10 protein-coding genes are annotated in these 13,041 nt (G+C 64.2%); 2 read left to right on the top strand and 8 right to left on the bottom strand.

Annotated features, from left to right (window positions below; all coding sequences use genetic code 11):
- Window positions 1-17: 17 nt before the first annotated feature.
- From DOM57_RS04015 to DOM57_RS04030, 4 genes are all read right to left on the bottom strand, one after another.
- Complete coding sequence (locus tag DOM57_RS04015) at window positions 18-1,640, bottom strand: peptide ABC transporter substrate-binding protein (RefSeq protein ID WP_110647946.1); 1,623 nt, start codon at window positions 1,638-1,640, stop codon at window positions 18-20.
- Between the two features lie 90 nt (window positions 1,641-1,730).
- Window positions 1,731-2,687 (bottom strand): C40 family peptidase, encoded by a 957-nt coding sequence (locus DOM57_RS04020; RefSeq protein WP_110647947.1) that lies wholly within the window; start codon window positions 2,685-2,687, stop codon window positions 1,731-1,733.
- 4 nt (window positions 2,688-2,691) lie between these two features.
- On the bottom strand, window positions 2,692-4,290 hold the full coding sequence (locus tag DOM57_RS04025) for a peptide ABC transporter substrate-binding protein (RefSeq protein WP_110647948.1): 1,599 nt from the start codon (window positions 4,288-4,290) through the stop codon (window positions 2,692-2,694).
- 232 nt (window positions 4,291-4,522) lie between these two features.
- On the bottom strand, window positions 4,523-6,100 hold the full coding sequence (locus DOM57_RS04030; protein WP_110647949.1) for a peptide ABC transporter substrate-binding protein: 1,578 nt from the start codon (window positions 6,098-6,100) through the stop codon (window positions 4,523-4,525).
- A 214-nt stretch (window positions 6,101-6,314) separates the two neighbouring features.
- On the opposite strand from DOM57_RS04030, the gene prfB reads away from it, so the two are divergent.
- Window positions 6,315-7,413, top strand: a protein-coding gene (gene prfB / locus DOM57_RS04035) for a peptide chain release factor 2 (RefSeq protein ID WP_110647950.1) whose coding sequence is annotated in 2 segments (ribosomal slippage) — window positions 6,315-6,389 and window positions 6,391-7,413 — 1,098 coding nt in all. Because the reading frame shifts where the segments join, the coding sequence is not laid out codon by codon here.
- A 124-nt stretch (window positions 7,414-7,537) separates the two neighbouring features.
- Window positions 7,538-9,067: a lysine--tRNA ligase gene (gene lysS, locus DOM57_RS04040; RefSeq protein ID WP_110648170.1), complete on the top strand. Its 1,530-nt coding sequence runs from the start codon at window positions 7,538-7,540 to the stop codon at window positions 9,065-9,067.
- 69 nt (window positions 9,068-9,136) lie between these two features.
- Here lysS and DOM57_RS04045 read toward each other — a convergent pair whose 3' ends face one another.
- Genes DOM57_RS04045 through DOM57_RS04060 form a run of 4 tightly spaced genes read right to left on the bottom strand, consistent with a single transcriptional unit; the run spans window position 9,137 to window position 13,007 of the window.
- Window positions 9,137-10,135, bottom strand: coding sequence for an ABC transporter ATP-binding protein (locus DOM57_RS04045; RefSeq protein ID WP_110647951.1), 999 nt, complete (start codon window positions 10,133-10,135; stop codon window positions 9,137-9,139).
- Complete coding sequence (locus tag DOM57_RS04050; protein ID WP_110647952.1) at window positions 10,125-11,159, bottom strand: ABC transporter ATP-binding protein; 1,035 nt, start codon at window positions 11,157-11,159, stop codon at window positions 10,125-10,127. Before DOM57_RS04050 ends, DOM57_RS04045 begins: the two co-directional genes overlap by 11 nt.
- Window positions 11,156-12,040, bottom strand: a complete 885-nt coding sequence (locus tag DOM57_RS04055; protein ID WP_110648171.1) for an ABC transporter permease — start codon at window positions 12,038-12,040, stop codon at window positions 11,156-11,158. Before DOM57_RS04055 ends, DOM57_RS04050 begins: the two co-directional genes overlap by 4 nt.
- A 16-nt stretch (window positions 12,041-12,056) precedes the next feature.
- Window positions 12,057-13,007 (bottom strand): ABC transporter permease, encoded by a 951-nt coding sequence (locus DOM57_RS04060; RefSeq protein WP_110647953.1) that lies wholly within the window; start codon window positions 13,005-13,007, stop codon window positions 12,057-12,059.
- Window positions 13,008-13,041: the final 34 nt, after the last annotated feature.

The following is a 13,041-nucleotide window of genomic DNA, read 5'->3' on the forward strand; positions in this document are numbered from 1 at the left end:
ATTCGAATTGTCGTTTGTCAGTCCGACGCTAGCGAAAGCCACCGAGAAAGGTGCCGGTTGAGCGCGTTGTCTTCCCAGCCATCCAGCTTGGGGTTGACCAGGTTGCGCGAGACGTCGACATAGATCGGTGCCACCGCATAGTCGGACAGCGCCTGCCGCTCCGCCTGCTGCAGCAACTGCTGGCGAGCGTCTTCGTCGGTCTCGCGGCTGGCTTTGGCCATCAGCTCGTCGAACGCCTGACTGCGATAGCCGCCGTAATTCTTGGGCGAGTCGCTCTGCAGGATGCCGAGGAAGTTGCTGGCGTCGTCGAAGTCCGCGACCCAACTGCCGCGGCCGATGTCGAAGTTGCCGTTGGCGAGCTCGGCGTAGTGCACCGCGCCCTCGGCATTGACCAGTTGCGTCTCGACCCCGAGCGGCTGCCACATCGCGGCCAGGGCCACGGCGATGCGCTTGTTGGCCTCGGTGGTGGAGTAGCGCAGCGTCAATTCCAGCGGATGGTCCGGGCCGTAGCCGGCGTCTTCGAGCAGGCTCCTGGCCTCGGCAATCCGCTCATCCATCGGCAGATCCAGGCCGGGCATGGTCTGGGCGTCGTAGTGGCTGACACCGCCGGGGACGAAGCCGCTGGCTGGCGAGACGACACCGCCCATGATCTGGTCTGCGATGACGTCTCGGCGGATTGCGAGGTTGAGCGCTTCACGCACGCGCTTGTCGGCCGTCGGATGGCCATCGCGCTGGTTGAGCGCGAAATAGTAATTGGCCAGCTGCGGCGCGAGGTGAACGGCGTCGGGGAGGTTTTCCTGCAGCCACTGGTATCGGTCCGGCGAGAAATCGCGAACGATGTCGAGACCGCCGGCGCGGAAGCGTTGCAGACCGGCGCTGCGATCCTCGACCGGATAGTAGTCGACCCCATCGAGGGCGACGTCGTCGGCATCGTGGAATTCGGGATTCTTGCGCGCCGCGATGTGATCGTGGGAGGTCCAGCTTGTCGGGGTGAAGGCGCCGTTGGTCGCGATGTGATCCATCTGGGTCCAGTCGTTACCGAACCGCTCGACCAGGTGCGAAGGCACCGGCGACGCGGCGATATGCGCCAGCAGCGTCGGGAAGTAGGGCGTCGGCTGGTTCAGGGTGATCTTCAAGGTCTTGGCATCGACCGCCTCGACACCGAGTTCGGGGGCGTCCTGCTCGCCCTTGGTGTGCGCTTCGGCGCCGCGAATCGGATAGAACAGGCTGGCGTAGACGGCGCCGTTGGCCGGATCGAACAGACGCTGGAAGTCGAGCACGAAGTCCTTGGCGACCACGGGTTCACCGTCCGACCAGTTGGCGTCGTCGCGCAGCTTGAAGGTATAGACGGTGCCGTCTTCGCTGATGTCCCAACTGCTGGCTGCGCCGGGGATATACTCGCCGGCCGGGTCGAGGATGACCAGGCCCTCGAACAGGTCGCCGAGGACGTCGTTCTCCCAGGCGGTACCCCCGATCCGGGCGGTATCCAGCGAGGCCGGTTCACCCTGGATGCCGATACTCAGCGTGGCGGCCCGGGCGGTGTCGACGGACAGGGCTGTCGCCAGGCTCGCGGCCGCGAGCAGGGGAAGAACGAGCCTGGCGGTTCTTCGATGTGAGCCGTATCTGGGCTGTGTACGCATGATCGAGTCCATCCGTTGTTGAGCGTTTGTTATTGCCGGGGCTGCTGGCGCATTCGCCGGTTTTGGCGACCCCGTCTCGATCTTAAGTCTTCATGTTCCTGCGGGAATCGCCGTTCCCGGATCGCCCGGGTCGAGAAAGCGACGCACGGCGCAGAGCTGCGTTTCGTAGCGACTGCCGGCAAGCCGGCGGCACTCGATCCGCGCATTGTTGGTCGGGGAGTGCAGCATGCGGTCATCGCCGAGATAGAGCGCGACGTGGTCGACCACCAGCCGGCCTTCGTTGTTGGGCTTCTCGAAGAACAGCAGATCGCCCGCACGGCGCGCGTCCAGCGCGACCGGAAGCCCCGTCTCGACCTGATCGTGGGCGTCCCGGGGCAGGCGGATGCCGATGGCGGCGAACAGGCTATGAACCAGCCCGGAGCAGTCGTAGCCGAAGCTTGAGTTGCCGGCCCATAGATAGCGCAGGCCATCGAAACGCCGGCCCAGCATTTCCAGGCTGGCGGCGGTAGCCGGGAAACATTCTCCCGGCAACTGAACGCTGTCACGCGGCAGCCAGCCCTGCCCCAGTGGACTCTCGACCCGGACACGGGCCGCGCCGTCGGCGACCGGCGCCGCCAATCTCAGCCGGGTCAGAAAGCTCAGCTTGAGTGAGCGGCCCCGGGGCAGACCCTGCAACCAGGCGATCGGCGCGACCACCATCGCCGCTTCGGCACCAGCGATGCAACCTTCGCCCTCGGCGAGCTGCGCCGCCGGAACCCAGCCGGGATAACCGCGGGCATCCAGCGACGAAGGCTGACTCGGCACCACCACCCGGCACCACTCGCTGCCCAGGTTGTCGGTAGTGCGTTCGATGATTTCGACCGGGGTATCCAGCAGCAGCTGGGTCGCCAGCAGCTTGTCGCGACACAATGCCAGGCGGCTATCGTCGTCCAGTGCCGATAGCCAGCGCTCCAGTTGGGCCGGATTCTCCAGCGCCGGAGCGTCGACTGCCCGCGGCGCCTGCGGAGCGGCCCAGAGTCCGGCGACCGAGACGCCGACGCAGCTCATGCCGTCACTCCGTGAAGTTGACCCAGCGGGACGGATGATCGTCCTCGACGTTGTCTTCCCAGCCTTCGAGCTTCGGATTGACCAGGTTGCGGGTGACGTAGGTCAGCATGGGTATGAACGCGTAGTCGTCCAGCGCCACGTTCTCCGCCTTTTCGAGCAGCTTCTCGCGGGCATCGGGATCCTGGGTCTGCGCCGCCTGATCCATCAGCTTGTCATACTCGGGGTTGGAATAGGCGCCGTAGTTGTTGCCCACGCCACTGTGCAGCAGGGTCAGGAAGTTCTCGGCATCGTTGTAGTCGGCGATCCAGCCGGCACGGGCGACATCGAAATCTCCCTGCTGGATGGTCTGGTAGTGGACGGTGGCCTCGGAGTTGATCATCTGCACGTTGACGCCCAGCGGCTTCCACATCGCGGCCACGGCGATGGCGATCTTCTTGTGCTCGTCACTGGTGTTGTAGCGCAGGCTCAGATTCAGCGAATGATCGGGGCCATAGCCGGCCTCCTGCAGCAGCTCCTTGGCCCTGGCCATGCGGGCATTCATGTCGTCGCTGCCCAGGTCCATATGCTGGGCTTCGTAGTGACTGGTACCCGGCGGCACCATGGCGGTGGAGGCCTTGAAGCTGCCGGCCATGATCTGCTCGGAGAGCACGTTGCGTCGCACCGCCAGATTGAGCGCCTCGCGTACCCGCTTGTCGTTCGTCGGGTGCCCGTCGCGCTGGTTGAGCACGTAGTAGTAGGAACCCAGCATCGGACTCATGTGGGTGGCGTCCGGCAGGTTCTCGCTCAGCCACTGGTAACGGCTGGACGGGTAGTCGCTCAACACGTCCAGTTCGCCGGCGCGGAAGCGCGAGATGCCGGCGTTGCGATCTTCGACGGTGAAGTAGTTGACGCCATCCAGGGAGACATCGTCGGCGTCGTAGTAGGTCGGGCTCTTCTCGACGCTGATCTTAGACTGCGAGATCCAGTTCACCGGCTTGAATGCGCCATTGGTGGCGATGTGGTCCAGCTTGACCCAGTCCTTGCCGTATTCGTCGACCAGATGCTTGGGCGTTGGATAGGCCGTGTAGTGGGTCAGCAGTTGTAGAAAGTAGGGCGTTGGGTGGTTGAGGGTGACCTTGAGCGTCTTGCCGTCATCGAGAGATTCCGCCCCCAGCGTGTCGGCGGCCTTGTCGCCGGTGTTGATCGCCTCTGCGTTGACGATCGGATAGAGCATGTAGGCGTACTTGGAGGCGTTCTCCGGCGCCAGCAGATGCTGCCAGCCGAACACGAAGTCCTCCGCGGTGACCGGCTCGCCGTCGGACCACTTCGCATCTTCCCGCATGTGGAAGGTATAGGTCTTGCCGTCGTCGGAGACCTCCCACTTCGTTGCCATGCCCGGCAGCAACTCACCATCGGGAGACTGCTTTATAAGGCCCTCATAGACGTCCATCAGCACCTGGGATTCCCACACGCCGCCGGAGACCTGGGAGGTATCGAAAGAGGCGAGCTCGCCCTGGACGCCGATGTTGAGCGTCTCGGCAAGCGCCGGCGAGGCCAGCAGGGCGGAGGATAGCGCCAGAGCGCTCAATGGAAGCAGAGCACGAGAAAGAGCAGGCTTTGACATGAAAGTGAACTCCGGCTTGTTGTTGTGATGCGCTCAAAAGATGATGCGCTTCGCATGATTCGGAGGCTGCAAATTGCCAGCCAGATAGACGCAGTACCTTCGCGCGATCGTGATTAGCCGTCTAATATAAAAACTCGATGATTCATTTCATTTCTTGCATATCTCCGGGGCAAGGGCGGGCGCTACGCCGCCCCCGGCTTGTGAATCCTGTCACATCGAGACGATAGATCGGTCACTCCTGCAGATGAACCCAGCGCGAGGCATGCATGTCCAGCGCATTGTCCTTCCAGCCTTCGAGTTCGGGATTGACCAGATTGCGCGAGCTATAGGTATAGATCGGCGTCAGCGGATAGTCGGCCAGGGCGAGGGCTTCGGCCTGCTGCATCAACTGAGCGCGCTTGTCTGGGTCCTGCTCCGCATCCGACCGGCTCATCAGCTCGTTGTACTGCTCGTCCTGATAACCGCCGTAGTTGTTGGTCTCCGCCGACAGCAGTTGCAGGAAGTTCTGGGCGTCGTCGTAGCTGGAGATCCAGGCCGCCCGCGCCACCTGGAAGTCGCCTTCCATCAGGTCGGCGTAGTGGACGTTGGCCTCGGTGTTGCGCAATTCGACATCGACGCCCAGTGGTTGCCACATCGCCGCGACCGCAACGGCGATCTGGCGATGTTCGTCGCCGCTGTTGAATCGCAATGTCAGTTCGAGCGGGTGATCCGGGCCATAGCCGGCTTCCTGCATCAACTGCTTGGCGCGGGCCAGGCGGCTGTCCATGTCATCGTCGAGGCCCGGCTGCGATTGGGCGTCGTAGCCGCTGGTACCCGGCGGGACCAGCGAGGTGGCCGGCTCGACGCCGCCTTTCAGCAACTGCTTGGCGATCACGTCGCGCCGGATCGCCAGGCTCAGCGCTTCGCGCACGCGCTCGTCGGCGACTGGCGAGCCGTCGCGCAGATTGAACACGTAATAGTAGGTGCCCAATGACGGGAACAGGTGGGTGGCCTCGGGCAGGTTCTGCGACAGCCGCGGGTACTGCGCCGCCGGATAGTCGCGCAGAATATCCAGCTCACCGGCGCGGAAACGCTGGATGCCGGCGTTCTTGTCCTCCAGCGGGTAGTAGTCGACGCCGTCCAGGCTGACGTTGTCGGCGTCATGGAAGCGTTCGTTCTTGACTGTCTCCAGCTCGGTATTGGAGACCCACTTCACCGGCTTGAAGGCGCCATTGACCACAATGTGCGAGGGATCGCTCCAGTCGTCGCCGTATTCGTCGAAGAGGTGTTTCGGGATCGGGTAGGCGAACGGCAGCACCAGGGTCTTGAGGAAATAGACCGTCGGCGCCTGCAAGGTGATCCTGAGCGTCTTGCCGTCGTCCAGGGATTCGACGCCGAGAGCATCGAGCGGCTTGTCGCCGGCATTGATCGCCTCGGCGTTGACCACCGGATAGAGCCGGTGGGCATAGTTGGATGCGGTGGCCGGGTCGACCTGATGGCGATAGGCGAAGACGAAGTCGTCGGCGGTCAACGGCGTGCCATCCGACCACTCGAGGCCATCGCGCAGGTGGAAGGTATAGGTCTTGCCATCGTCGGAGATCTCCCAGCTTTCGGCGGCGCCGGGGATGATCCGGCCGTCGGCGTCGATGGCGATCGGTCCTTCGAAAATGTCGCGCAGGACATCCTCTTCCCATACGCCGCCGGTGATCTTGGCCGGGCTCAGCGAGGCGGGATCGCCGGAGATACCCATGTGCAGGGTGGCGGCTTGGAGAGGCAATACGGTCAGGCCGGCGGCGAAGCCGATGGCGGCGGCGAGGCGGGTCGGTGACATGGAAGCGCTATCCCTTGTGTCCGGAAAGATTGTTGGTGTGGTGACATTGGCATTTTTCACTACCTTAGCGCATCGCGCTCCGGCGCACAGCGCCACGGCTTCGCGATTCGTGCCGGGATGACGCTATGCCGGGGTTTGGCTACAATAGGCGTCCTTTTTTCGGCGTCTCCCGGAGTCATCGGCGAGGCGCCCAGGCAATGCCGGCAGGAGCCCCATGCAAGAGATCAATCCCATCAACAACCTCATCAAGGACCTGTCCGAACGGACGGACGTCCTGAGGGGGTATCTTTGACTATGCCGAGAAGAAAGATCGGCTAGAGGAAGTTTCCCGCGAGCTGGAAAATCCCGACGTCTGGAACGACCCCGATTACGCCCAGAAACTGGGCAAGGAGCGGGCCTCGCTGGAGGCCGTGGTCGCCACCATCGATACGCTCGACAGCGGACTCGCCGACAATCGCGAACTGCTCGAACTGGCGGTGATGGAAGAGGACGATGCCACCGTCGACGAGGTGCGCAAGGAACTGGCTTACCTCGAGACTCAGCTCGACAAACTGGAGTTCCGGCGCATGTTCGCCGGCGAAATGGACGAGAACAACGCCTATCTCGACATTCAGGCCGGCTCCGGCGGTACCGAGGCCCAGGACTGGGCCAACATGCTGCTGCGCATGTACCTGCGCTGGGCCGAGCACCACGGCTTCAAGGCGGAATTGACCGAGGTCTCGCCGGGCGAAGTGGCCGGGATCAAGTCGGCCACCATTCATGTTCAGGGCGAGTACGCCTTCGGCTGGCTGAGGACCGAGACCGGCGTTCACCGACTGGTGCGCAAGAGCCCGTTCGATTCCGGCGGCCGTCGCCACACCTCGTTCGCGTCGGTATTCCTGTCGCCGGAGGTGGACGACAGCTTCGAGGTCGAGATCAACCCCGCCGACCTGCGTGTCGACACCTATCGCTCATCCGGCGCCGGCGGACAGCACGTCAACACCACCGATTCGGCGGTGCGCATCACCCACGAGCCGACGGGCATCGTGGTGGCGTGTCAGAGCCAGCGCAGCCAGCACGCCAACCGCGACTTCGCCATGAAGCAGTTGAAGGCGAAGCTGTGGGAGCACGAGATGCAGAAGCGCAACGCCGCCAAGCAGCAGGCCGAGGAGAGCAAGGCCGACATCGGCTGGGGCAGCCAGATCCGCTCCTATGTGCTCGACGACCAGCGCATCAAGGATCTGCGTACCGGCGTGCAGACCAGCAACTGCGAAAAGGTGCTCGACGGTGATCTGGATCAGTTCATCGAGGCGAGTTTGAAGCAAGGGCTCTAAACCGAGCTTCGCTCGCAGCTGTAAGTTATGAGCTTTAAGCCGTAAGAAAGGTCAAAAGCGAAAAGCTGGTTGTTGGTTTTTGTGGTGGTGGTTTGATTTTGGCTTNNTTTTGATAGGCGACGACATGGCGAACCAGGACAACCCGCAATCTCGACCCGAGGCGCAGGCCGAGGCCCACGACGACAACCGGCTGATCGCCGAGCGTCGTGCCAAGCTGGCGGTGCGGCGTGAGCGCGCGGTCGAGCTGGGCGGCAGCGCCTTCCCCAACGACTTCCGTCGCGACAGTCTGGCGGCCGAGCTGCAGGCCGAGTTGGGCGACAAGGACAAGGCGGAACTCGAAGCCCTCGATCGCCAGGCGGCGGTGGCCGGGCGCATCATGCGCAAGCGCGGCCCGTTCATCGTGATTCAGGACGTCTCCGGCCAGATCCAGTTCTACGTCGACAAGAAGGGGCTGCCGACGCCACTGCTGGAGGATATCCAGAGCTGGGATATCGGCGATATCGTCGCCGGGCGCGGACCGGTGCATAAATCCGGCAAGGGCGATCTCTACGTCATGCTGGTCGAGGCCAAGCTCTTGACCAAGAGCCTGCGTCCGCTGCCGGACAAGTTCCACGGCCTGACCGATCTCGAGGCGCGCTACCGTCAGCGCTACGTCGACCTGATCATGAACCCGCAGTCGCGGCGGGTGTTCGAGGTGCGTTCCGGGGTGATCGCGGCGATCCGCCGCTTCATGGTCGAGCGCGGCTTCATGGAAGTCGAGACGCCGATGCTGCAGCCGATCCCCGGCGGTGCCACGGCGCGCCCGTTCATTACCCACCATAATGCGCTGGATATCGACATGTATCTGCGCATCGCCCCCGAGCTCTACCTCAAGCGTCTGGTGGTCGGCGGTTTCGAGCGGGTGTTCGAGATCAACCGCAACTTCCGCAACGAGGGGCTGTCGACGCGCCACAACCCCGAGTTCACCATGCTCGAGTTCTACTGGGCCTATGCCGACTACCGGGATCTGCTCGATTTCACCGAAGCGATGATCCGCGAAGTCGCCGACAGTGTGCTGGGTTCGACCACCGTCACCTATCAGGGCACCGAATACGACCTGAGCCAGCCCTTCCGCCGCCTGACGCTACGTCAATCGATCCTCGAATACGGCGATGGCATCGGCGAGGCGGACATCGATACGCTCGAGGGCGCGACTGCGACCTGTGATCGCCTGGGCATTGCCGTCAAGTCAAGCTGGGGGTTGGGCAAGCTGCAGACCGAGATCTTCGAGGCCGTTGCCGAGCACCGGCTCGACCAGCCCACCTTCATCACCGAGTATCCGGCCGAGGTCAGCCCACTGGCACGGCGCAACGATACCAACCCCCACGTCACCGACCGCTTCGAGTTCTTCGTCGGCGGGCGCGAGATCGCCAACGGCTTCTCCGAGCTCAACGACGCCGAGGACCAGGCCGATCGCTTCGCCGCCCAGGCCGCCGAGAAGGACGCCGGCGACCTCGAGGCGATGTACTACGATGCCGACTACGTACGTGCGCTGGAGTACGGCATGCCGCCCACGGCGGGCGAGGGTATCGGTATCGACCGGCTGGTGATGCTGCTGACCGACAGCCCGTCGATCCGGGATGTACTGCTGTTCCCGGCGATGCGCCCGGAGTGACGGAGGGACTGCGTGCCTAATCCAGAGTTGGCTCACCTGAAAATACCTTCGGGCTCGCGGTTCGCATAGTCACACGACGATCGGAGAGGCAAGCTCCAGCGATGGGCGGTGGCAGGCGGCATGATGGCCGGCGGAGACTTCGCGCAGGACCGGGATCGACTCGCCGCAGGCGGCGGTGGCGTAGGGGCAGCGGGTGCGAAAGGCGCAGCCCGACGGTGGGTCGATCGGGCTCGGCATGTCTCCCTTCAGCGTGATGCGTTCGCGGGAATGGTGTCCCATCATCGGCACCGCCGACATCAGCGCTTCCGTGTAGGGATGTCGCGGGCGGGTGAATAGTTCCCGCGTGCTGGCGATCTCGACGATACGCCCCAGGTACATCACCGCGACGCGGTCGGCGATATGGCCGACCACGGCCAGGTCGTGGGTGACGAACAGCATGGTGAGCCGCCAGCGGCGCCGGATCTGCGCGAGCAGGTTGAGCACCTGGGCCTGCACCGAGACGTCCAGCGCCGAGACGGCCTCGTCGGCCATGATGAATTCGGGGTCGGTGATCAGGGCGCGTGCGATGCCGATGCGCTGACGCTGGCCGCCGGAAAACTCATACGGGAAGCGGTCCAGATGGCTGGCCGATAGACCCACCGTCTCGATCGTTTCGCTCGCCTTTTCCATCCGCGCGCGTGCACTCAGCCCGGGCGAGTGAAAACGTAGCGGCATGGCCAGCGACTCGCCGACGCTCATGCGCGGGTTGAGCGAGCTGAACGGGTCCTGGAAGATCATCTGCATGCGCTTGCGATACGGCTTCAGCAGCCGCTCGCTGAAGCGGCTGATCTCGGTGTCGCCGAACACGATCTGTCCCGCGGTGGGCGGTTGCTGCATCATGATCGCCTTGCCGAGCGTGCTCTTGCCGGAACCGCTCTCGCCGACCAGTCCGAGCACCTCGCCCCGGCGAATGGTCAGCGATATGCCGTCCACTGCCCGCACGACTCGATCACCGCCTTTGAGCCAGCTCCGGCGGACCGAGAAATGCTGCTTGAGATCGACCGTCTCGATCATGACGTCAGTCGGCATGGCTGGACTCCTCGCTCGCTATCCACTCCCCGGCACGGGCGCAGCGTATTCGCCGAGCGCCGGGAAGGTCGGCGAGGGGCGGGACCGCGCCGTCGCAGATGCCCGGGCGGTATTCACGACAGCGCGGATGGAAGCTGCAGCCCTCGGGCAGCCGGGCCGGGTCCGGTACGCTGCCCTCGATGGTGGCCAGGGGCGCGCCCGGCAGTCCGGCCAGTTCGAGCTTGGGCACCGAGGCTAGCAGGCCGGCGGTGTAGGGCATGAGCGGCCGCTCGAGCACCGCGCCGACAGCGCCTTCCTCCACCACGCGCCCGGCGTACATCACCGCGACACGATCGGCGACTTCCGAGACCACGCCGAAGTCATGGGTGATGAACAGCATCGCCATGCCGTTGTCACGCTGGAGCTGCTTCAGCAGCGCCAGGATCTGGGCCTGGACGGTGACGTCGAGTGCGGTGGTCGGTTCGTCGGCGATCAGTACCTCCGGCTCCATTGCCAGGGCGATGGCGATCACCACGCGCTGGCGCATGCCGCCGGAGAGTTCGTGCGGATAGCTGTCGAGGCGGCTGCGCGGCTCGGGTATCCCGACCTGCTCCAGCAGCTCGAGCGCCCGCGCCCGCGCCGCTCGTCTCGAACAGCCGCCATGGAAGCGTACCGCCTCGGCGATCTGGGCACCGATGCGCTGAACCGGATTGAGCGCCGTCAACGGCTCCTGGAAGATCATCGCGATGCGCCGTCCGCGCAGGCGTCGAATGGCGTGGTCGTCGACGGCGAGAAGATCGACGAAGTCGCCATCGCTGGCACCCGGCAGCAGTACCTGCCCGGAGAGGCTGACCCGGTTGGCCTTACCGAGCAGGCGCATCAGCGCCATGCTGGTCACGCTCTTGCCGGAGCCGCTCTCTCCCACCAGCGCCAGCGTCTCGCCGGGGGCGATCTCGAAGCAGACGTCATGGATGACCTGGACGCTGCCGCCGGCCTTGTGGAAGCTGACGCACAGCTCCCTTGCGATCAGTGCGGGGGCGGTCATTGCAGGTCGCTCCTGCTGTCCAGCGCATCGCGCAGCCCGTCGCCGATGAAGTTGAAGCTGGTGACGGCGAGGGTGATGGTGATGCCGGGGACGATGGCCAGCCAGGGAGCGTTGGTCAGATATTGCTGGGCACTGTTGAGCATGTTGCCCCAGCTCGGCAGCGGCGGCTGAATGCCGTAGCCGAGGAAGCTGATGTAGGCTTCGAGCAGAATCGCGTTGGCGATCGTCAGCGTCGCGGCGACGATGATCGGCCCCATGGCGTTGGGCACCAGTTCGCGAAACATGATCCAGCGCGCGCTGGCGCCGGCAAGCCGGGCCGCGACGGTGAAGTCGCGCTCCCGCAGCGAACGGATCTCGGCCTCGACGATGCGCGCGATCTCCATCCAGCAGGTCAGCGCGATGATCACCGTGATCATGAAAGGACTGGGCTTGACGAACGCCGACAGCACCAGCACCAGAAAGATGCTGGGAAAGGCGAGGAAGGCATCGACGATGCGCATCAGGACCACGCCGGTCCAGCCACGAAAATAACCCGCGATGACGCCGATCAGGGTGCCGAACGCGGTGCTGATCAGCATCACCGAGAAGCCCACCAGCAGCGAGATGCGTCCTGCCATCAGCAGGCGCGAGGTGATGTCCCGGCCGAGGGGATCGGTGCCGAGGTAGAAGTCGTCCGTCAGTGGCGGCGAGAAGCGTGCGCGCAGATCGACGGTCAATTCGTCGTGCGGCAGCAGGTAAGGTCCGAACACGCAGGCCAGCGTCAAGGTGACGATGACGATCAGGCCGATGAGCGCCAGGCGGTGGCGAAGAAAGCGCGACAGCGTGCGCTGTTGCCACCAGTGCGGACGTCGCTGCACGCTGATCGCAGTTGCCGTTGTCATTGCCATTACGATCTCCTCAGGCCAGGCGCACGCGAGGATCGGCAAGCGCGACCAGCAGGTCGGCCAGCAGATTGCCGAGCAGTACGAAGATCGCCGACAGCATCAGAATGCCCATCACCACCGGGTAATCGCTGTAGCCGATGCTGTCGAGAAACAGCCGGCCCATGCCTGGCCAGGTGAACACGGTTTCGGCGACCAGGGCGCCACCGAGAATGGTCGGCAGTTGCAGGCCGCCGAGCGTGATCATCGGCAGTAGTGCATTGCGCACGATGTGGTGCACCAGCACGCGATACCGAGGCAGCCCCTTCGCCCGTGCGGTGCGGACGAAGTCCTGGTGCAGCACGTCGAGTGTCGACGAACGCATGTAGCGACTCCAGATCGCCACGTTGACCAGTGCCAGCACCAGGGCTGGCATGACCAGGTGGTGCAGATAGTCCAGCACCGAGCCATCGCCTATCGTGATCATGTTGCCGGCTGGCAGCCAGGCGAGCTTGAGCGCAAAGAGATAGATCGCTACCAGCCCGAACCAGAAGGTCGGAATCGACAGCGCCACCATAGCGCCGACCGTCGCCAGGTAGTCGAAGATGGAATAGCGGCGAATGGCCCCGGCGATGCCGACCAGCGTTCCCACCACGATCGAGATCGCCATCGAGGTACCCATCAACAGCAGCGTGGCCCACAGGTGTTCGACGATGATGGCGAGAACCGGTCGCCCGTCACGAAACGATTCTCCCCAGTCACCTCTCAGCAGCCGGCCCAGCCAGTCGATGTACTGCACGATCAGTGGCCGGTCGAGGCCCATCTGGACAGCGAGCCGCTGGATGTCGGCCTGGCTCATGCCCGGTGTGAGCGCAAACTGCGACAGTGGCCCACCCGGCGCCAGGTTGAGAATCATGAAACCGATCAGGGAAACCAGAAACAGCACCACCACGCTCTGTCCCAGTCGCCCGATGAGATAACGTCCCATCGCGTCATCCTCCCATTACTTGTGGCATGGATGC

Source organism: Salinicola peritrichatus (assembly GCF_003206715.1).
In the GTDB taxonomy this organism is placed as follows: domain Bacteria; phylum Pseudomonadota; class Gammaproteobacteria; order Pseudomonadales; family Halomonadaceae; genus Salinicola; species Salinicola peritrichatus.